Here is a 21,103-nt window from a genome sequence, read left to right on the forward strand (position 1 = left end):
TCCAGGAGGGCATGAACCTCGGAACGTGCCTCTCGCTCGCGATCGGGCTCGGCGTGCTGACCGCCGGCGGGCGCGCGAGCGCTTGTGACCCGGTGGATACCAGCGTCTCGGAGGGCTTCCTGCGCGCCGGCGCAGCGGGGGAGCTCACCGCGGCGGACGCGCCGGGTGAGCTCACCACGGTGCCACGCAATGTGGCGATCGTGATCTGGGGCGACCTCCCCGAGCTCTCGCACCTGCTGGTCGAGGAGGCGACCGGCGCCTCCGTTGCCGCGGCAGGCTCCGACGTCCCCGTCGCTCCGCCGGGCTACGTCGTGCTTCGCCCTGCCGAGACGCTGGCGCCCGACACCACGTACCGGCTGCGCCTGCGGCCCACGGTCGAGCGCCTCGTCCGGACCTCCGAAGTCATCGACGGCGCCGCGCCGAGCGCGCCCGTGCTCGCGCGCGGTGACGTGGAGTTCCACGCGAACGAGCCCGCGTGCGGCGCGAGCAGCTGCGGTGACATGACCACGTTGACCTTCGATCTCGCCGCGCCCAGCGAGGACGACCACACCCCCGCCGAGGCGCTTGTGTACGCCGTGTACGTCGGCTTCAGCCCGGAGCAGGCGCGCACCAAGGCGCAGCCGGACGCGTGGCTCGACGGCGACGCGATGCTCCTCTATGTGGACGAGGATCACGTCGGTCGCGACGTATACATCGCGGTGTCGGCGATCGACGAGGCCGGCAACGAGAGCGAGCGCAGCGCGGTGTTGCAGGTCGAGCACGAGGCGTCGGGCTGCGCGTTCGCGCGGAGCTCCACGCCGAAGGCGGCGCTCGTCATGCTGCTCCTGGCCGGCGTCGCGCCGCTCCGGCGCGTCACGCGCAGGTCTTCTGCTGTCCGCGCCGGGGGATGATCCTCGATGGCCCGATCGCCAGCACGCCCCCGACCGCACGCCGCTCACAGGCGTCCGCCGCTCGGAGCGGAGCACCGCAAAAAATCATCAATACCCCGCCACCTGACCACCACCTGAACACGCGCCACACGTTCGACTGAAAGCGGCATTACCCGACGGTGCCGTGTCGTCATGGCGCGCCCCCTTCGCTGAGCCGTGCGCCAGCCCGTTCGCCAAGCGTGGCGGAGAGCGCGCGAAACCCAATCATGATCGTTGTACGCTGGGCGAAGGAAGCATATAAGAAGTACCATGCGCTACCTCCGTACAAGCGCCGCGCGCGCTTGCTTTGTGCTTCTCATGCTCGCGTTCCCCGGGACGGCGTTCGGGGCGGCGACCGCGATCACGTTCACCATCAACCACGCCGACTGCGGCAACGCCGAGTTCGCGCTGTACCTGAACGGGGTTCACCTCGGCACGGTCGCGAGCGACAGGCGTTGCTATTGCAATAACCTGACGGTCCAGAGGACGTTCACCGAGCCCGAGGTGCTCGCCCTCTACGATCCCATGACGTGCAATGATGTGCGGGTCGATATCAACCGCGGCCAGTCGCTGTTCCTCGGCTTCGTCAAGGTCGACGTCGCGTCGACCGAGGGCTCGTCGCGCCTCTGCCTGTTCGATGCGCTCTCGTCCACCCGGACCCCGTGCGCGGATCGCAACGTGTGCGACGCCTACCACCGCTCGGTCACATCGCTCGGGAACTACGACGGGGACGGCGTCGCGCCGGGCCTCGGCGTCGGCTGCGACAACTGCGCCTACAAGAAGAACGCCGACCAGGCCGACGCGGACGGCGACGGCATCGGCGACGTGTGCGACCCCTGTCCGCTCGGCGACCGCGACGGCGATAACGTCTGCGACGCGACAGACAATTGCCGCGACGTCATCAACCCCGACCAGGCCGACCTCGACCGCGACGGCGTCGGCAACGCCTGCGACAACTGCCCCGGCGTGAGCAACCGGGACCAGGTCGACGCCGACGCCGACGGGGCAGGCGATGTGTGCGACCCCTGTCCGCTCGGCGACAGCGACGGCGATGCCGTCTGTGACGCGGCCGACAACTGCGGCGACGTCATCAACCCGGACCAGGCCGACAGCGACGGCGACGGCATCGGCGACGCCTGCGACAACTGCCCGGTCACCGCGAATCCAGACCAGCTCGATGGCAATGGAGACGGCAACGGGGACGCGTGCGTCGGCGTGTGCGTCACCCTCGAGCGAGGCGCCTCGGGCGAGGTCGCCGACGCGCAGATCGTTGAGGCGTACCCCAGCTACAGCGACGGCAGCAGCCCGTACAACGCATCGGGCACGGCGCACGGCCTCCGCCAGCAAGCGCTTTACTGGTTCGCGCTCGACGGCATCCCGGCGGGGGCCACCGTCACGTCCGCCGAGTTCGGCGCCGCCGCCTTCGGATCGAGCGACCATGGTGTCCGCGTCCACCGCATCACCGCGCCGTGGACCGAGGACAGCGTCACCTGGAACAGCTTCGCGGCGAGCTACGATGCGGCCGTCGAGGCGGACCTCACCTGGACCGGCGCGTCCACCGTGTCCGCCGACCTGACCGAGGTCGTGCAGGCGTGGGTCGACGGCACGACGCCGAACCACGGCTTCGTCCTCGACGGCGATCCCGACGGGCAGACGTCCTGTCGCTCGAGCGAGCACCCCATCCAGAGCGACCGCCCCTGGCTGGAGGTCTGCTACGTCGCTCCCTGATCCGCGCCCCTCGGCTTCTCCTCCGCGCCGTCCGCGTCCGCCGGGTAAGCCTTCCCGAGCGCCGCAGGCGGCGTCGCGTCGAACGCGCGCAGGAGCGGGCGGCGCGCCGGATCCGGCAACAGCGCGCCGAGGCGCTCCAGGAGCCCGCTCGACGTGAGCCCCAGCACCACGATCATCAGCGCGAACGGCGCCACGCTGAAGACCTGCGTCGGCACCGACGGCAGCGCGCTCTGGCCGAGGCTCGCCATCGATGACAGCACGCCGAAGAAGTACGCGCCCAGCGCCGCCCGCACCGGGTGGAAGCCGCCGAAGATCACGATCGCGAGCGCGATCCAGCCGTAGCCCGCCGTGTGGCGGTGGCTCCAGCCCGCCTTGAAGTCGAGCGAGAACGCCGCGCCGCCGACGCCCACGAGCGCCCCGCCCAGCAGCGTCGCCGCGGTGCGGACCCGCGCCACGTGCGCCCCGCGGGCGTTGGCCGCCGCCGGCTGCTCCCCCACGGCCCGGAGCAGGAGCCCCGCGCGCGTGCGGTACAGGAAGAGCCACGCGCCGGCGACGAGGACGTAGCTCGCGTACACGACCGGATCGCTCTGGAAGAACAGCGGTCCCAGCACCGGCACGTCCCGCAGCACCGGGATCGCCATGCCCGGAACCGTCGGCCCGGGCACGCGCACGAACGGGCCGCCGAGCACCGACGAGAGGTCCGCGCAGAGCATCGCCAGCACGAAGCCGATCGCGATCTGCGACCGGCGCAGGTGGACGCCGCCGACCGCCACGACGAGCGCGACGAGCGCCCCGACCGCGGCCGCGGCGGCGAAGCCGGCGAGCACGCTCCCGGTCGACAGCGCGGCCGCGAAGCCCACCATGGCCGAGAGCATCATCGCGCCCTCGGCCGAGAGGTTGATGACCCCGGCCCGCTCGGCCAGCGTCTCGCCGACCGCCGCGTAGACGAGCGGCGTCGACGCCGCGAGCGCTGTCGCGAGCAGCGGGACGATCTCGGCGCCGCCGTCCATCAGGCCTCCTCCGGCCGGCGGGCGCCGCGCGGGGGTGGCGTGTCGCGCGTGCCGCGCGCATTGCGCACGTTCCAGGGCGACAGCAGCGCGAGCAGCACGAGCACACCTTGGAGCACGCCCGAGAGCGAGGACTCCAGGCCGAGCGTCATCGGGAGCTTCAGGCTGCCCACGTTGAGCGCGCTGAAGAACAGCGCGATCGGCGCGACGAGCGCGGCGCGCCGGCCCGCGAGCATCACGACGAGCAGCGCCAGGAAGCCCAGGTTGCTCGAGACGTTCGGGATGAGCCGGTGGAAGGTCCCGAGCACCTGCAGCGCGCCGGCGACACCAGCGAGCGCGCCCGAGATCGCGAACGCGAGGAGCATCTGCCGCGCCGCCGGGACGCCGAGCACCTCCGCGGCCTCTCGGCTCAGCCCCACCGCCCGCAGCCGGAGCCCGAGGTGCGTCCGCCCGAGCACAACCGCCGTCCCGACAAGCGCGAGCGCCGCGAGCAGGAGCGCGGCCGGGCTCAGCTCGGTGCCGCCCAGCGTGGAGAGCCAGAGCGCGCCGTCCAGCGGCTCGGTGCCGGCCATCGACGCGACGCCGGGGCGCTTCCACGGCCCGAAGACGAGGTAGAGGACCGCCCCCTGGGCCACGAAGTTCATGCCGAGGCCGGCGAAGATCTCGCTCACCCGGCCGCGCGTGTGCAGCGCGCCCGTGACGGCGCCCCAGAGCACCCCGCCGACCGCCCCCGCGGCGACGCAGAGCGCGACGACCGCGCCCGCGGGGAGGCCCGGCCACAGCGCGCGCGCCGCGCCGGTGGCGCACAGCGCCCCGACGACGAGCTGCCCCTCGACGCCGAGGTGGTACAGCCCCGCGCGAAATGTGAACAGTAGCCCGCTGGCGCAGAGGAGCAGCGGCGCCAGCGTGGCGAGCACCCGCGCCGCCTGGTCGGCGGAGCCGAAGGCGCCCTCCCACAGGCTCGCGGCGACCGCCGCCGGCGAGGCCCCAAGGAGGGCGCAGAGGCCCGCCACGAGCGCGAGCGACAGGGCGAGCGGCCCGAGGCGCGCGGCGACCTCGCCGGGCCACGCCCGGCGCGCGCCCGGCGCGGCGCCGCCGGCCGGCGCGGGGCTCATCGACCGGGCTCCGCGGGCGCCGACGGCCCCGCCGGGGCGGGCGCGGCCTCGTCGAGCGCGCCGCCGATCATGCGCCCGAGCCGGTCCAGGGTGAGCTCGGCGGCGCTGACCGGCCGCGACACGCGCCCGCCGCTGAACACGAGGATCCGGTCGCTGTAGCGCATGAGCTCGTCGAGCTCGGACGACGCGAACAGGAGCGCCGTCCCGGCCTTGCACCGCGCGAGGAGCTGCTCCCAGACCCAGCGGGCCGATTCGATGTCGAGCCCCCGGGTCGGGTGCTCCAGCGCGAGCAGCGTGAGGTCCGGCGGAAGGAGCGCGAGCTGGGTGCGCTGCTGGTTGCCGCCGGAGAGGAGCTCCACGGGCGTCTCCGGCCGCCCCCGGATCCGGAACGCCTCGATCGCGCGCTCGGCGGCCCGGCGGATCTCGCGCGGGCGGAGGACGAACCCCGGCCGGGGCGCGCGGAGCGCGACGTGCTCCTCGATGGAGAGGCCCGCGATGAGGCCCTCGCGGCGCCGGTCGGCCGGGAGGTACCCCACGCCGGCGCGCAGGAAGGCCTGGTAGGGGCGGCCGGTCAGGTCGGCCCCGCCGATCGCGACGTGGCCCCGCCGCGGCCGGAGCAGCCCGGCGCAGGCGCGGAGCAGCAGGCGCTGGCCGCTCCCCTCGAGGCCGGCGAGCCCGAGCACCTCGCCGCGGCGCACGGCCAGGCGCGGGACGTGCAGGTCGAGCCGGTGATCGCCGACCGCGACCTCATCGAGCGAGAGCGCCGCGCCGTCCCCCGCGGTCGGGAGCCGCTCCGGCGGCGCGAGCGCCTTGCCGAACATCAGCGCGACGAGGCGGTCGGCCCCCGCCGGCATCTCCGCCTCTCCCGCCACCTTGCCCTGCCGCAGCACCGTCACGCGGTCGCAGAGCGCCTCGACGTCCGAGAGCTTGTGCGACACGAGGACGATCGCCTTGCCGTCCTGCTTGAGCCGCCGCAGCGCGGAGAACAGCGCCTCCTGCTGCGCGGCGGAGATCCCGGTCGTTGGCTCGTCGAGCAGGAGCGCGCGGACGCCCAGCGAGAGCAGCCGCAGGAGCTCGATCTGCTGGCGCTCGCCCAGCGTGAGCCGGGCGACGTGCTCGTCCGGGTCCACGGAGAAGCCGAACCGCGCCGCGAGCGCGAGGAGCTCCTCGCGCGCCGCGCGGCGGGGGAGGAAGAGGTCCGCGGCGCGGCCCGCGAGGCCCCGGGCGGCGCGCGCGGCGCCCCCCGCGCGCCGGGCGGGCGGCCTCGCCACGAGGAAGCTCTCCAGCACGGTGAGGGGCGGGAAGTCGAGCGGCTCCTGGTGGAGCACGCCGACGCCGGCGGCGAGGGCGTCGGCGGGGCTCGCGAGCGCGACAGGGCGGCCGTCGAAGAGCAGGCGGCCGGCGTCGGGCCGGAGCAGGCCACCCAGGACGCGGAGCAGGGTGCTCTTGCCCGCGCCGTTCTCGCCGAGCAGCCCGTGGACGGCGCCCGCCTGGATCGTCAGCGACACGTCGTCGTTGGCCCTGACCGGGCCGAACCGCTTCGTGACGCGCTCGATCTCGATCCGCATGGAGCACCGCCCCGCGGCGTCTACTTGCTCGGCCCGGTGATCCCCTGGACGAGCTGCGGCAGATACCAGATCTGCTGGGGCGTCGCGACCTCGCCGTCCTTCAGGAGCTCGGTGCCATCCTGGAGCTTGAGCGGCCCCTTGAAGAGATCGAGCCCGCCGGCGAGCGCCTGGATGAACGCGTCGAGCTGCGCCTTCTGCTCTCCCAGCGCGGGTCCGGGCAGGAAGCCGACGACCGACCCCTCGCCGTTCAGGTCGCGGAGGTCGGGCGCTGCCCAGACGAACTCGCTCGTGTACTTGCCCGCGCGCGACCGCTCGATGATGTCGCGGTAGAGCGGCGCCCAGTTGTAGTAGGCGACGCCGAGGCAGATCTCCGGCGCGAGATCGCAGCCGGCCTTGTGGTCGTAATGGACGTACTTGACCTTCTTGCCGGCCCCGCTCGCCTTCTTGGCCTGGAGCGCGGCCTCGGGCGTGTCGAGCCCGGTCAGGAGCACGTCGAAGCCGCTGCTGTAGAAGTCGTCGGCGACCTTGGTCGGGTCGAGGGTGACGCCCGGGATGTTGAACCAGAAGCCGATCCAGGTGACCTTGAACGTGAGCTCTTCCGGCTTCTTTTTCCGGTAGGTCTCCCAGCAGTGCCGCGCGCCGAGGTAGGCCGAGGTGACGAGCCGGCGGGTCTCGTCGTTCACGAGCGGGCCGAGATACCCGATCTTCCCCGTCTCGGTGCCGAGCGCCGCGGCGCACCCGGAGATGTGCTTGGCCGTCTCGATGCGCCCCATGATGTTGCCGAGGTTTCCCTGGGGTTTGTGGTTCTTGCCGTCCTTCCACGCGGTGTCGCCGGAGACGTGGATGACGGTCACCTGCGGGTGCTTGCGCGCTGTCTCGAGGGCGTCGTCCTTGTAGTCGTCGGAGTTGTAGACGACGACCCTGGCGCCGCGGGAGATGAGGTCGTCCGCGACCTGGGAGCCCTTCACGTTCGGGCGGTCGGCCGGGTTCACCTTGTCGACGTACTCGAAGCCGACGTCTGACATCTTCGCGAGGACCGCCCGCATGCCGTCGTAGTGGGCCTGGTTCCACCCCTTGTCGTTGTAGGGGCCGACCAGCACCATGCCGACCCTGTACCCCGCAGTCGGCGCGGCCTCGGCGGGCGGGGCGCCCGCGGAGGCCGCGGCGCTGGATGCGGCCTTGTCCGATGCCGGGCCCGTGCCCCTGGAACAGCCCTGGCCCGCGCCGGCGAGCAGCGACAGCGCGACGGCGAGGGCAGATGCGGTGGAGGGGCGGGGGACAGCGGGGGCCGCGGGCGACTTCAGCGGGCGATGTGTCACCTCCGCATCGTGGGCGGGATTGCCGCAGGGTGTCAAGATACCGCTACGGCGGACGACGCGGGCGGCGGCGGGCGGGCGGCGGCGGTGGTTTGCCCTGAGGCTTGCTCCGGGATCACCGCGGGATCGCGATCACGTCCTCGCAGGTGAAATCGACCCCCAGGGCGGCCTCCGGGTCCGCCTGGATCGCGGCGCACGTGCTGTCGCAGAGCACGATCTGCGTCGGGTTCTCGGGGCTGTCGTAGCGCCAGGCGCGCTCGGTCGCGCAGTCCTGATCGTAGGTGAGCGCGGTCGGGTCGCCGTCGCCGCTCGTGTACCTCACACGGACCTTCTGCGCGTCGAAGGTCCGCCCGTCGGGCGCGGGCGGGATCGCGACCGTGCAGGAGACGGCCGCGCCGCGGATCGCATCGACGGCGGCCTTGAAGGCGTCCGTCGTCGCCGCGGGGTTGCCGGTGTCGATCAGGTAGGCGTGCTCGGTCCCGCCCGCCACGGCGACCTCGTTCATGTCCTCGACGGTCTCCGGCGCGCCCTCGAGGGGCGGGTTGGCGACCCCGATGACGTACGTCGGGATGCCGTCCGCGAGCGCGCTCGCGGCCTGGTCGGCCACGAGCGAGATCCTGTTGTTCCGCGAGCCGCAGCCCTGGGGGTACCCGTCCGTGACGAGGACGATGGCGTATTTCCCTGGTGTCGCCTGCCGCTGCGCCTCGACGTACGAGATCGTCCCTTGCATCACGAACAGCGTCGGCGTGCCGCCGCGCCATTCCTCGGGGGCCTGCGGCGTGACAGCGTCGATCGCCTCGGCGAAGGAGGGCGACGGCAGCGGCGTCATCGGGACCTCGGGCGTCGTGTAGGTGTCCGCGTCGCACTTCGTGTCGGTGTCGCCCTCGCTCGGAAAGAACCGGAGCGAGGCGTGTATCCCCTGGGACAGGGGATCTGCGAAGAACTGCTTCGTCGCCGCGACGACGGGATCCCACTTGAGCGACTTGTCGTGCCAGGGGTCGTCGCCCATGCCCATGCTGCCGGACACGTCGAACGCGAAGGCCATGTAGACGGGCTCGATATCGGCCTCGGCCGTCTCGGTGGCGCACGCCCCGCCTTCGCCCGAGGAGCCGCCGCTGCCCGTGCCGCCCGGGCCGACATCGCCGCCGATGTCCGACAAGCCTCCGGTGCCTGCGCCGCCTCCGCCCGAGCCTCCGTTCGCGCCCGCGCTGCCGCTCGAGGTGGTCTGCGAGCTACCGCCGCCGCCACCGCCACTGTCGCCGCTGCTGGCGACGTTACCCCCACATGCGACGCCGATAGCACCCACTGTCAGCAACACGATGGTCAACGTGGGCAATTTCATCAGCAGAACCCTCCATAAGCGCGGTCCGGCGCGATTTTGGGCCGGAGCCCTCGATGGTGCGTGACACATTCAAGGCGGACGCGGCCGCGAAGCTTCCTCGCGATCGCGCGATCGCACAGCATAGCTGACGGAGCTGGCCGCCGTCCGCGCTCGGTCGCGAAATGACGCAAATGATACGAAACGGCGGAGGGTGTCGGGGCGCGCCTCAGGACACCGCCGCCTCCGCGGCGGCCGGCGACGGCTCGGCGCCGGCGGCGCGCGCCCGGCGGAGCGGGTGCGTCTCGACGCGCCAGATGCCCTCGTCCGTCAGGCGGATGGCCGCGAACCGCGCGACGCCATCGAGGTGCCCGTCGGTCTCGTGGCCCAGCGTCGACGACGGGTGCGCATAGACGCTGACGCGGCCGCCGCTCTTCGAGCGGTAGTGGCCGAAGAACGCGAGGTGCTTGTGCCCGTGCAGCACGAGCGCGCTGTTCTTCCTCGGGTTCTTCTGCTGGTACGCCGCGAGCATCTCGAGCAGGCGCGGCCCGTCCATGGCGATCATGAACGTGTCGTTGAGCGAGATCGGCCCCGCGAGCCGCGCCACGTGGTGGTGCAGGAGCACGACGACCGGGCCGGACCCACGCCGGAGCGCGCGGGCCAGGCGCCGCAGCTGGCTGCCGCCGATCTGCCCGATCGCGTTCGACCCCACGAAGCGCGACCGGTAACGGTTGGAGTTGAGCCCGAAGATCCGGATACCGCCCTCGAGCTCGATCTGCCTCGGATACAGGCCGGCGATCGCGCGCAGCCGCCGCCGCGCCCGCGTGCGCGCCGTCGTGTACAGGGGCGGCTGGAACGGGCCTCGCTCGACGCGGGTGAGCACGTCGACGAAGCGCTGCTCGCGCTCCGCGCGCTTCTTGAGGTACGGATCGGGCGACGTGCCGACGTTGATGGCGACATCGTGGTTGCCAGGCACCATGAGCACCTGGGACGACGCGGGGACGCCGGAGAGCGCCGCTTCGAGCTCGTCCCACTGCGCCACCTCCCCGAGATCGGTCATGTCGCCCGTCAGCGCGACGAGCGGCGGCTTCATGGCGGCGATCTCCGCGACGAGCCGCCGGAGGCGGCCCGTCAGCTCGGCGGTGTCGGGGCGAGGCACCTCCTCGGGCCACGCGGCCGAGCCCTCCTCGATCTCGTACGGCTCGCGGCCGTTCGCCGTGATGTGGAGATCCGAGATCTGGCAGAGCACGAGCCGCCCGCCGGGGATCGCGTCCCCGGGGTCGGGGAAGAGCGTGGCCGCGCCGCCATACCGCAGGATCACGCGGCTCGCCTCGCCCAGGGCGAACGCGAGCCACGCGTAGAGCGAGATCCCGAGGGCGAGCAGCGCGAGCGCCACGCACCCGACCAGGACGAGCGCGGCGCCGCCCCCGAAGGAGAGCCTGCCGCCCGCCGGGAACCACGCGAGGTCGGACGCGATGAACGAGGCGATCGACCCCTCCGGCCACGCGGCGGCCCAGCGCGGGACCCCGACGTCGAGCAGGTGCACGACCAGCCCGCCGACGACGCAGATCGTGACGACGAGGCCGAAGAGCAGGATCAGCCGGGCGCGGAGGATATCGATGACGTCGGCCATCTCGCCGAGCCTGCCCCGGAGCGACGACCGGAAATAGCGACTCCCGTAGGAGATCTTCTTCCATGTCTCCGGCCGCCACACGCGGCTCCGGCTCGCGAGGCGCGAGACGACCACGGCGGGCGCGAGGACCAGCGCGAAGAGGACGAGCACCGGCAAGAGCGCCAGGTAGAAGGCTCGGAGGAACGCCCTTCGCACAGCGTCCCATTTGACGTGCCCCGGGCAGCACCGTCAAGCCGGCGCTCAGGCCGGAAAGCGGCCGCGCGCGCCCCGAAATTTGCCGGAATTGACGGATGCTCGTAGCAGTAAGCGCGAGATCGCGCGCCGATGTCCTGCCACGAGATGCCGAGAGATCCGGCCTGCGCGCCGCGGCCGTCCGCGCCGAGCGAGCTGCCGCCCGCGCTGTCGACCGGCGTGCGCGCGGCCGCGGCGCGCAGGCGCGGCCGCGGCGCGCCCGCGGCCCTCCTCGCCGCGGGCGCTGTCTCCGCGGGCGCGGCCGTCGCGGGCGTGGCCGTGTGGGCCCGCGCGCTCGCGCCGACGCCGGCGGCGCGCAGCGCGGCGCCCCTCGTGGCGGGCGCGCTGCGCGGGCGCGCGCCGACAGCGCCGCCCCGGCCGATGCCCGAGCGCGCGACGCTCACCATCGACGACGAGGACATCGCGCCTGCCACGCTGGACGAGCAGCGCCGCCGGCTGTTCGGGGCGATGCGGCGCGAGCTCGCGCTCTCGGACGAGGCGATGCAGCGCGTGGAGGAGATCTTCGCGGCCTCGCCGGTGCTCGGCCAGGGCAACCCCGCGCTATCGCGCCACCCGATGTCGCGCTCCGAGTGCCGCCGCGTCCGCACGGTCGCGGGCGTCGAGCGCGCGCGCGAGCCGGCCTGCGGCGCGCCGGGGATGGTGCCGCTCTTCGACCCGACGCGCGGGCAGACCGCGGCGAGCGCCCGCGTCTGCATCGATCAGCTCGAGTTCCCGAACATCCCCTGCGAGTACCCGGTCGTCCACGTCCGGGCGCGCGAGGCGGCGCTCCTCTGCAGGGCGATCGGAAAGCGCATCTGCGATGCGCACGAGTGGGAGGGCGCGTGCGCCGGCGCCCTGAGGGAGCCCGATGTCGAGTACGAGTGGGAGAGGCCGCGGGACGAGGCGAGCTGGCACCACAACCTCCTGCGCGAGAAGGTGTGGAGCCATGGCCCCGAGAAGAACCACGCGCTCTGCGGCACAGGGAGCTCGCGCACGCCGGGCTGCCCGGGCGGCGGCTGGGACCGCTGCGGCTCCAACACCTATCCGGCCGGCGCCTTCCCCGCGTGCAGGAGCAGCCTCGGCGTCTTCGATCTGCACGGCAACGTGGCCGAGCACATGAGCTTGCCCATCCTGCCCGAGGAGCTCGCGCGCCACGGGGATCGGGGCTTCACCGAGATGAAGGGGAGCTGGTTCGCCTTCTCATCGATGGATGTCCACGCCGACGATTGCCGCTGGCGCGCGCCCGCATGGCACGGGACGCGGCTGATGAGCAAGTCCAGCCACGCGAACTACCACCTCGGATTCCGCTGCTGCAAGGACGTCGATCCGCCGTGAGGGCAGCGGGCGATCGCGCCCCGCTCGCCGAAGATGGCGTCGAGCGCCTCGATCTCGCGCAGGTCGTGCAACTGCCACAGATCGAGGTGGTCTGTCCCGAGGCGTCGCAGGCTGTCGTCGAGCAGCCGGAGCGCGCCGTCCCGATCGCGCGCGAGCGTCTTCGAGGCGAGGAAGAGCTGCTCGCGCGCCTTCGGCCCGGCGGCGCGGAAGGCCTCACCATGGTAACCCTGGCCCTGCTGGTACGCAGGCGCAGTATCGCACTACCGGACGCCGAGGCGCAGCGCCTCCAGGATCACCGGCACCGCCTCGCGGTGGCGGCCGGTCGTCCGGAGGATCCCCTCTCCGCCGAGCGACACCGGGTCCACCTGGGCCCCGGTCCGCCCGAGCGCGCGCGGCGGCGCGGCCGCGGCGCCGCGAGGCCCCAGGGGCGTCGCGGGCGTCTCTGTCGGCGCGCAGCCGGCGGACCCGGCCGCGATGGCCGCCGCGGTCGCGGCGACCGCTCCCAACACACCGTGGCGGCCGCCATCGGCCGCTACCGTCTCGCTCGGCTCGCTCATGCGCCCTCCAGACGAAAATTCTACCAACCCACCGGCCGCACGTAGACGCACGTGGGCTGGGCCAAGGAGCCGCGTGCGCACGTCCAACCACATCGACCCCATCACACCTCTCCAGTGGTCATGTGGCGCAGGATCGCGCCTTCGTGGCCCGTTTTGGAGCGCCCGCCGCGGAGCGTCGGTGATGGCGGCGGACGCTTACGGCCCGAGTCGATCGGCTCCCGTCTTTGCCTTCGTCGATGCACAAACGGCGCAGCCTGAGCAGGTCAGGCGCAGGAGGCTCGGTATCTCCGGGACGGCTGAGGCGCGGTGCGGCCGGGTCAGATGACCGGCGGGCCCTGGCCGGGCGCCGTCCGTGTGCGAGCCGGGAGCGTGGCTGTCCCGCCGCGTTCGCGACGGCCGTGACGGCGGTGATCGGCGCGAACACGCGACAGGAGCGCGGCGCGCGGCGCGCGGGGCCCGGGCGCACGTGGTGATGAGTTCCCCATCTCCAACATGGCGCGCCCGACACTCGCGCGACACGCCCTCCGCGCGGTGGCCGTCCCGCTGGTGTTCGCGTTGAGATATCGGAAAACCAAAGCCTGCACAGATCCAGAGATTGCCTTTTTGCGCGCGCCGCGAGGCGGTGGTGAGAGCTCGGAGCGGCAGTGTCTGCACACGAGGGCTGAGGCACACAGCCTGCTCTTCGATGAGACCAAGATGGCTCGGGGCTTCCGGCCATCATGGGACATTGAGGAGGACGACACATGCTCTCGATTCATGGCAAGGTGCTGGGACTCGCGATGGTGATGGCGGCGCTGGGCACGGGGTGCGCCGTCGACGCGGCGGACGCGGACCTCGATGAGGCGATCCTCGACGAGGTCGAGGCGATCGACGCGACCGCCGCTGCGCTCGAGGAGAGCGAGGAGGCGAGGGGCGGGCTCCAGGCGCCTGGCAAGGATCTGCTCGGGCCGGGCAAGGGGATGCTCGGGGCCCAGGCGCCGCTCGGCGTCGGCCAGCAGCTCCCCGCGGACCTCGGGCAGGCGCCCGTGGGGCAGCTCGGCCAGGCGCCGATCGGCCAGGCGCCGATCGGTCAGGCGCCGATCGGCCAGGCGCCGATCGGCCAGGCGCCGATCGGCCAGGTGCCCGTCGGCCAGCCGGGGCCTGCGCCCATCGGCGTTCCGGGGTCTCTGCCCGTGGGCGTGCCGGGCCTGGGCGGGTTCGGCGTGCCGGGCCTCGGTGGCTTCGGCATGCCGTTCCTGGGCTTCGGTGGGTCTCGCTTCGTCGGTGGTTGTGGCTTCCCCGGTTTCTTCCCCGTCACCATCAACAACAACAACAACATCAATATCATCGCGCTCCTGGACCGCTTCCGGAACCCGCACCTCGGTTGCCCGCCGCACGTCTGGCCGCATCACTGCCCGCACCACTCGACCGGGGTCGCGGGTTCCAGCATGTTCGGCTGGGGAGGCGGGTGGTCGGGCTGCGGGTGACGCCGGCCGCGAGGCGGACGAAGGGGGCCGGGACGAGGCCCTGAGAAAACACGCCGGCGCCGCGCGCCCCCCGCCGCAACGCGGCAGCCGGAGCTCCGGCAGGGGCTCTGACGCGCGGCACGCGGTGGCCGATCAGGCATCGGCCCCGGCATCGCCGCTCACCGCAGCTCTCCTCTCCAGCCGCCTGGGCTGAGCGTCCAGGCGGGCCGGCGACGCCGGGGACGTGACCGCGGCGTATCGCCGCGCCGCCTGCGCCGTCCCGCCTCGCGGCGTCAGGCGCCCTGCATCGCCCGCCCCACACCCCCGCGTGGCCCGCGCGCTCATCGACCCCTGATCACACACGATGTCGCACATGACACCACGAAGGGTGACAGGAACCCACCGCTCACAGTCCAGGGCGATCGCCGCGCCGCGCATCCCTTTGATGGAGCGACACCGGACCGGCCGCCATCGCCCGCCTCCAGCGCTTGCGCCATGGCCCGACATGGCGTCGTGGCAGCGCCCTGGCCATCGCGGACAGTCGGATGTGTCACCTTGTTCAAATGCTCCATACGGTGGCGTTCTCGGATATCCATCCTCGTGAGCTCGATCCGGGTGACGGTCTGTGGATGCGCCGCCATCGGGCCCCTCGCTCCCCGACGGCGAGATCGCGGCGATGCTGGACGCGCTCCGGGGCGAGCTGAAGCAGGGCGCCACGAGCTCACGCTGGTGCTCAACGGGGATGTCCGCATGGAAGGTTGAGAGCGCCCGCCGCGGAGCTGCGGTGATGGCGGCGGACGGTTACGGCCCGAGTCGATCGACTCGGGCCTTGCCTTCATTGATGCACAAACGGCGCAGCCTGAGCAGGTCAGGCGCAGGATGCTCGGTATCTCCAGGACGGCTCAGGCGCGGTGCGGCCGGGTCATATGACCGGCGGTGCGGCGCCGCGCGCCGTCCGTGTGCGAGCTGAGAGAGGGGCCATCCCGCCTCGTTCGCGACGGCCGCGACGCCGGTGATCGGCGCGAGCGCGCGACAGGTGCGCTGCGCGCGGCGCGGGGGGGGCTCCGGCTATCATGGTGGTGAGTTCGTCATCTCCAACATGACGCGCCACGACCCGTGGGTGACACGCCCTTCGCGCGGGGCCGTCCCGCTGGTGTTCGCGTTGGCATATCGGAAAACCCACGCCTGCGCAGATTCAATGATTGCCTTTTCGCTCTCGTGACGCGTCCGAAGGTGGGAGATCGAGGCGGCAGTGTCTACACACGAGGACCGAGGCACACAACCTGCTCTTCGATGAGCCCAGGATGGCTCGGGGCTTCCGGCCATCAAGGGACATTGAGGAGGACGACATGATCTCGATCGATTGCAAGGTGATGGGACTCGCGATGGTGGTGGCGGCGCTGGGCACGGGGTGCGCCGTCGACGGGGCGGACGCGGAGCTCGATCAGGCGGGCCTCGACGAGGTCGAGGAGACCTCTGCCGCGCTCGAGGCGGAGGAGGAGCGGGGCGGGTACCAGGCCCAGGCGCCGACCAAGGAGATGTTCGGGCCGAGCAAGGGCCTGCCGAGCAAGGGCGGGCCGGGCAAGGGGATGGTCGGGCAGCAGGCGCCCATTGGTCAGCTCGGCCAGGCGCCCGCCGGTCCGCTCGGCCAGGCTCCCCTCGGTCAGCTCGGCCAGGCGCCGCTTGGCCAGGACGGGAGCCAACGAATGTTTGGTGGCTGCGGTGGCCTCGGCTTCGGCGGCGGCTTTCCCTTCTTCAACGGCTTCGGCGGCGGCTTCGGCGGCGGCTTCGGCGGCTTCCCGCTGAACATCAACAACAACAACAACATCAACATCCTCGCGCTCCTGGACGAGCTCTTCAGAAACAACCACGCCGTCCCGATCCTCGTGAATGACCACCACCACGGCCATCACGGCCATGGGTGCTCGGGCTCCGGCTCGCTCGGCTGGGGCAGCTGACGCCAGCCGCCAGGCGGGCGATGGGGACGGGACCGGGCCCCGATGAAACAACGCCAGTGCCGCGCGTATCCCGCCACGTGAAGCCGATCTCCGGCAGGGGCTCTGGCGCGCGGCACGCGGGGGCCGCTCAGGCATCGGCTCCGTCAACGCCGCTCGCCGCAGCTCTCCTGTGCAGCCGCCTGGGCCTCGCGCCCAGGCGGCCCGCGACGCCGGGGACGTGACCGCGCCGCCCGCGTCGTCAGGTGCCCTGCCTCGCTCGCCCACACCCACGCGGCCTCGCGCGCTTGCCGACCCCCGCCTGCGCAGGGCCTGGCACACCACGCCACGACGGAACCCAGGCGCCCAGCGCTCGCCAGTCCAGGGCGATCGCCGCGACGCCCATCGCGCATCCCGCTGGTGGACCGACCAGCCAACCGGCCGCCGGCGCTCTCCACCGCCCGCTTTCCACGCTTCCTTCATGGCCCCACATGGCGTCGCGGCAGTTCCCTGGCCATCGCGGACAATCGGGCGTGTCACGTTGTTCGGGTACCCCAGACGATGGGGATCTCGGATATCCATCCTCGTGAGCTCGGCCCGGGTGACGGTCTGCAGAGGCGCCACCGTCGGGCGCCGTGCTCCCCCCGGACCGAGGTCACGGCGATGCTGGACGCGCTCCGGATGGGGTGAATCGGGGCGCGGCGTCAGGCGCCACGAGCGCGCGCTGGTGCAACGGATGTGTCCGCGTGGCTCGTCGAGAGCGCCCGCCGCGGAGCTGCGGTGACGGAGGCGGAAGCTTACGACCCGAGTCGGCCGACTCGCACCTTTCCTTCACCGATGCACAAACGGCGCATCCTGAGCAGGTCAGACGCACGATGCTCGGTATCTCCAGGACGGCTCAGGCGATCTCGAACATGGCGCGCCTGGCTCACGGACCATACGTCCTCCGCGCGGTGGCCGTCCCGCTGGTGTTCGCGTTGAGATTATCGGAAACGAAAGCCTGCGCAGATCCAGAGATTGCCTTTTCGCTCTCATGACGAGCCCAAGGGTGGGAGTTCGGGGCGGCAGTGTCTACACACGAGGGGCAAGGCACACAACCTGCTCTTCGATGAGCTCAAGATGGCTCGGGGAGTCCGGCCATCATGGGACATTGAGGAGGACGACATGCTCTCGATTCATGGCAAGGTGCTGGGACTCGCGATGGTGATGGCTGCGCTGGGCACGGGGTGCGCCGTCGATGCGGCGGACGCAGATCTCGAGCAGGCGGGCCTCGACGAGGTCGAGGCGATCGACTCGACCACCGCTGCGCTCGAGGAGGTCGCGGACGAGGAGCGGGGCGGGTACCAGGCCCAGGCGCCTAGCAAGGACCTGTTCGGGCCGAGCAAGGGTGGGCCGAGCAAGGGTGGGCCGAGCAAGGCCGGGCCGAGCAAGGCCGGGCCGAGCAAGGGGGGGCTCGGTCCCCAGGGGCCCGTCGGCCAGCTCGGCCAGGGGCCCGTCGGCCAGCTCGGCCAGGGGCCCGTCGGCCAGCTCGGCCAGGGGCCTGTCGGTCAGCTCGGCCAGGCGCCGATTGGCCAGGCGCCGATCGGCCAGCTCGGCCAGGGGCCCGTCGGCCAGCTCGGCCAGGCGCCGCTTGGCCAGGACGGGGGCCAGCGGATGTTCGGTGGCTGCGGCGGTGGCTTCTTCCCCGGTGGCCTCGGCTGCGGCGGCGGCTTCCCCTTCTTCAACGGCTTCGGCGGCGGCTTCGGCGGCTTCCCGTTGAACATCAACAACAACAACAACATCAACATCCTCGCGATCCTGGACGAGCTCTTCAGAAACAACCACGCCGTCCCGATCGTCGTGCATGACCACCACCACGGCCATCACGGCCATGGCTGCTCGGGCTCCGGCTCGCTCGGCTGGGGTTGCTGACGCCAGCCGCCAAAGGGGATGGGGCCGGGGCGGGGCCCCGATGAAACAACGCCAGTGCCGCGCGTCTCCCGCCACGTGAAGGCAGCCGATCTCCGGCAGGGGGTCTGACGCGCGGCACGCGGGGGCCGCTCAGGCATCGGCCCCGGCGCCGCAGCTCCACTCTCCAGCCGCCTGGGCCTCGCGCCCAGGCGAGCCGGCGACGCCGGGACGTGACCGCGCCACCCGCGCCGTCAGGCGCCCTGCCTCGCGGCCCGCAACCCGCGTGACCCCGCCCGCTCGTCAACCCCCGTCTGCGCAGGGCCTCGCACACGACGCCACGACCGATGACAGGCGCCCACGGCTCGCAGTCCAGGGCGGGCGATCGCCGCGACGCGCGTCGCGCATCCCGTTATTGTACCAACCAACCGGACAGCCGCCAGCGCCCTCCCACGGCCCAGCTTTCCGCGCTTCCATGGACCGACACGCCGTCGTGACAGTTCCCTGACAATCGTGAACAGGCGCGTGTGTCACCTTGTTTGAATGCTCCATACGGTGGCAATCTCGGATATCCATCTTTGTGAGCTCGAGCCGGGTGACGGTCTGTGGATGCGCTACCGTCAGGCTCCTTACTCCCCCGACGGCGAGGTCGCGGCGATGCTGGACGCGCTCCGGGGCGAGATGAAGCGGGGCACGGCGCGCGGCGCCGGGCGCCACGAGCTCACGCTGGTGCTCAACGGGGATGTGTTCGACTTCGACGCGCCGCGCGTCATCGACCAGAAGAGCGTCTTTCACGACCTCCCCCGCAGCGCCGAGCACGCCGTCCCCGCCATGCGCGCGATCCTCGCGGATCACCCGGTGTTCATCGAGGCGCTCGGCCGGGTCGTCGCGGACGGCCACACCGTCGTGTTCATCTCCGGCAACCACGACGTCCAGCTCACGCTCCCCGAGGTGCGCGAGCTGGTCCGGGCCCGCGTCGTCGACGCGGCGCTCGCCGCGCTGGGCGATGCGCCGCGCTCGGGCGATGCGCGCGCGTCGCTGGGCGCGCGCGTCGTGTTCCGCGCCTGGTTCCACAAGACGCCGGACGGCATCATCGTGGAGCACGGCAACCAGTACGACGCCTACTGCAGCTACCGCTACCCGATGGTCCCGTTCGGGCGGACGCCGGGCGAGATCCAGCCGACCATGGGCTCGCTCGTGTGCCGGCTCCTCGTCTCGCGGATGGGCTACTTCAACCCGCACGTGGACTCCTCGTTCATGCTGTCCGCGTTCGGCTACCTCGCGCACTGGGCGCGCTACTACATGTTCTCGCGCCGGTCGCTCGCGGTGGCCTGGGCGCTCGGGGCGCTCCGCACGGTCGTCGAGCTCGTGCGCCGGCGCGAGCCGGGGCGGCGCGCCCGGCTGCGCCAGTGCCTCGCCGCGGCGGCGCAGGAGACGGGCGCCCCGCTCCGCGCCGTCGCCCGCCATGCCCGGCTGTTCGCGCCCCCGGCCGAGGACCGGCTGGGGCTCGTCGCGCGCGAGCTCTGGCTCGACCGGGCGATCCTGCTGCTGCTCGCGGTCGCTGCGGCGCTCGTGTGGGTGCTGCTCGCGCCGGGCTGGCTCGCGCCGGCGGCGCTCGTCGCGCCGGCCGGGCTCGTCGTCTACGAGCGCCTCGTGCCGAAGCTCCCGCTCGACGCCACGTGGCAGCGGGTCAGCCGCGCCGCGCGCCAGGTCGCCAGGGCCCACCGCGCCAGGGCGGTCGTGTTCGGCCACACGCACACGCCCGAGGGCGTCTGGGAGGGCGGGCTGTTCTTCGGCAACACGGGCTCGTGGTCCGCCGCCTTCCAGGACGTCGCGTGCACAAAGCCCGTCTTCGCCGCGCGCCCCCTGGTCTGGCTGAAATCCGACCCGGGTGCGGGCAAGGCCGCCCGCCTCACGGGCGGGCTCGTGACCTGGAAGAGCGGCCGGTTCGAGGCCCTCACGGCGAGCGTCCCGCCGCCGGCAGGGCAGCGCAGCGAGCCGCACCCGCCGCTCCAGCCGCACGCGACCGCCGCGCTGCGCACGTGACGCGCCCGGCGTCCGCGCCCCCGCGCCCACACGCCGCGACAGCAGGCATGTGACGCGGATCACCTATGTGGCGCGCGGCGCCGAGCGCGCCGGCGCTCTCCGCGCGAATCGCGCCGTTCCCGACTTGCGCGAGGCGCCCGGTCGCTGGATGCTGCGCGGGTATCCCACATGCGTTCCGTCGACGAGGAAGCTCCGTGAACCCCCCGCTCCGCATCGAAGCCGCCGGTGACAGCCACGTTGGCCGCCAGCGCGAGCACAACGAGGACAGCTTCGCCGTCGATCTGGACCTGGGCCTCTTCATCGTCGCCGACGGCATCGGCGGCGCGGCGGGCGGGGAGATCGCGTCGCGGATGGCGGTCGACATCGTCCAGTCGTGCTGCAAGGACAGCGAGGGCGAGATCACCCAGCCCACGGGGTACGACGACCTGACGGGGCCGCTCGAGCTGCGCCTCGTCTCGTCCATCTGGCGCGCCAACGAGCGCATCTTCGAGGTGGGGCAGCGCGACCCGCGCTTCTACGGCATGGGGACCACGTTCGCGGGCGTCTACGCCGACGCGAACGCGGCCTGCATCGCGCACGTCGGCGACAGCCGTGTGTACCGCTATCGCGAGCGCCGGCTCGAGCGGCTCACCGAGGACCACTCGCTCTGGAACGAGCACCTGCACAGCGGCGAGCTGCTCCCCGACGACGTCGATCCGCTGCTCGCGCGCAACGTCGTCACGCGCGCGCTCGGGATGGGAAAGACCGTCGACGTCGCGACGCGCCTCGAGCAGCCGCAGGCAGGAGATCTCCTGCTGATCTGCTCCGACGGGCTCTCCGGCCCGGTCTCCGAGGCGGAGATCGCCGAGGCGCTCGCGCAGGGAGACGATCTCGCCGCGACGGCGCGCTCGCTGATCGACCTCGCCAACCGCCACGGCGGCCCCGACAACGTGACCTGCGTGCTCGTCCGCTGGACCCCCGCCGCCTGACGCGCCCCCGACCACTCTGCCCGCCGGACGCACGATCGCGGCGCGCACCCGCACAGGAGACGGGCCCAGATCGGCGTTTTCGGCGCGCAGGCGTACTCCCTGTACGC

The 21,103-nt window shown here is 72.5% G+C and carries 15 protein-coding genes and 1 pseudogene; 8 read left to right on the forward strand and 8 right to left on the reverse strand.

Annotated features, from left to right (window positions below):
• Positions 1–11: 11 nt before the first annotated feature.
• Positions 12–890 carry a hypothetical protein gene (locus WMF24_RS18615; protein WP_437737771.1) on the forward strand — a complete coding sequence of 293 codons (879 nt, stop codon included), beginning with the start codon at positions 12–14 and terminating at the stop codon, positions 888–890.
• Positions 891–1,226: 336 nt separating this feature from the next.
• Positions 1,227–2,636: a DNRLRE domain-containing protein gene (locus WMF24_RS18620; protein WP_437737772.1), complete on the forward strand. Its 1,410-nt coding sequence runs from the start codon at positions 1,227–1,229 to the stop codon at positions 2,634–2,636.
• On the opposite strand, the gene WMF24_RS18625 is transcribed toward WMF24_RS18620, so the two are convergent.
• The 6 genes from WMF24_RS18625 to WMF24_RS18650 form a co-directional block, all read right to left on the reverse strand.
• Positions 2,621–3,646, reverse strand: coding sequence for an ABC transporter permease (locus WMF24_RS18625; protein ID WP_437737773.1), 1,026 nt, complete (start codon positions 3,644–3,646; stop codon positions 2,621–2,623). The two genes, WMF24_RS18620 and WMF24_RS18625, sit on opposite strands and share 16 nt — an antisense overlap.
• Positions 3,646–4,758, reverse strand: coding sequence for an ABC transporter permease (locus WMF24_RS18630; protein WP_437737774.1), 1,113 nt, complete (start codon positions 4,756–4,758; stop codon positions 3,646–3,648). Before WMF24_RS18630 ends, WMF24_RS18625 begins: the two co-directional genes overlap by 1 nt.
• Positions 4,755–6,326: an ABC transporter ATP-binding protein gene (locus tag WMF24_RS18635; RefSeq protein WP_437737775.1), complete on the reverse strand. Its 1,572-nt coding sequence runs from the start codon at positions 6,324–6,326 to the stop codon at positions 4,755–4,757. The genes WMF24_RS18630 and WMF24_RS18635 overlap by 4 nt, the downstream gene beginning before the upstream one ends.
• A 20-nt stretch (positions 6,327–6,346) precedes the next feature.
• On the reverse strand, positions 6,347–7,645 hold the full coding sequence (locus WMF24_RS18640) for a BMP family lipoprotein (RefSeq protein ID WP_437737776.1): 1,299 nt from the start codon (positions 7,643–7,645) through the stop codon (positions 6,347–6,349).
• Positions 7,646–7,757: 112 nt separating this feature from the next.
• Positions 7,758–8,801 (reverse strand): vWA domain-containing protein, encoded by a 1,044-nt coding sequence (locus WMF24_RS18645; RefSeq protein WP_437737777.1) that lies wholly within the window; start codon positions 8,799–8,801, stop codon positions 7,758–7,760.
• A 388-nt stretch (positions 8,802–9,189) separates the two neighbouring features.
• A complete protein-coding gene (locus WMF24_RS18650) occupies positions 9,190–10,788 on the reverse strand; it encodes a metallophosphoesterase family protein (RefSeq protein ID WP_437737778.1) in 1,599 nt (532 codons plus the stop codon).
• 129 nt (positions 10,789–10,917) lie between these two features.
• Here WMF24_RS18650 and WMF24_RS18655 point away from each other — a divergent pair, with 129 nt between their 5' ends.
• A complete protein-coding gene (locus WMF24_RS18655; RefSeq protein WP_437737779.1) occupies positions 10,918–12,159 on the forward strand; it encodes an SUMF1/EgtB/PvdO family nonheme iron enzyme in 1,242 nt (413 codons plus the stop codon).
• On the opposite strand, the pseudogene WMF24_RS18660 reads toward WMF24_RS18655, so the two are convergent.
• Together WMF24_RS18660 and WMF24_RS18665 are read right to left on the reverse strand one after the other, a co-directional pair.
• Positions 12,114–12,404: pseudogene (locus WMF24_RS18660) on the reverse strand (aldo/keto reductase); the annotation flags it as partial. The gene WMF24_RS18655 and the pseudogene WMF24_RS18660 overlap by 46 nt on opposite strands.
• 15 nt (positions 12,405–12,419) lie before the next feature.
• A complete protein-coding gene (locus WMF24_RS18665) occupies positions 12,420–12,716 on the reverse strand; it encodes a hypothetical protein (RefSeq protein WP_437737780.1) in 297 nt (98 codons plus the stop codon).
• A gap of 743 nt (positions 12,717–13,459) precedes the next feature.
• Here WMF24_RS18665 and WMF24_RS18670 point away from each other — a divergent pair.
• From WMF24_RS18670 to WMF24_RS18690, 5 genes are all read left to right on the forward strand, one after another.
• Positions 13,460–14,182, forward strand: a complete 723-nt coding sequence (locus WMF24_RS18670) for a hypothetical protein (protein WP_437737781.1) — start codon at positions 13,460–13,462, stop codon at positions 14,180–14,182.
• Positions 14,183–15,510: 1,328 nt separating this feature from the next.
• The gene (locus WMF24_RS18675; protein ID WP_437737782.1) at positions 15,511–16,119 is read left to right on the forward strand and encodes a hypothetical protein; all 609 of its coding nucleotides are present in this window, start codon (positions 15,511–15,513) and stop codon (positions 16,117–16,119) included.
• A 1,140-nt stretch (positions 16,120–17,259) separates the two neighbouring features.
• A complete protein-coding gene (locus tag WMF24_RS18680) occupies positions 17,260–18,006 on the forward strand; it encodes a hypothetical protein (protein ID WP_437737783.1) in 747 nt (248 codons plus the stop codon).
• 531 nt (positions 18,007–18,537) lie between these two features.
• Positions 18,538–20,028, forward strand: a complete 1,491-nt coding sequence (locus tag WMF24_RS18685; protein WP_437737784.1) for a hypothetical protein — start codon at positions 18,538–18,540, stop codon at positions 20,026–20,028.
• A gap of 194 nt (positions 20,029–20,222) precedes the next feature.
• Positions 20,223–20,996 (forward strand): PP2C family protein-serine/threonine phosphatase, encoded by a 774-nt coding sequence (locus tag WMF24_RS18690; protein ID WP_437737785.1) that lies wholly within the window; start codon positions 20,223–20,225, stop codon positions 20,994–20,996.
• Positions 20,997–21,103 lie beyond the last annotated feature (107 nt).

The sequence above is a fragment of the Sorangium sp. So ce1335 genome, from assembly GCF_051521615.1.
Lineage (GTDB): Bacteria > Myxococcota_A > Polyangia > Polyangiales > Polyangiaceae > Sorangium.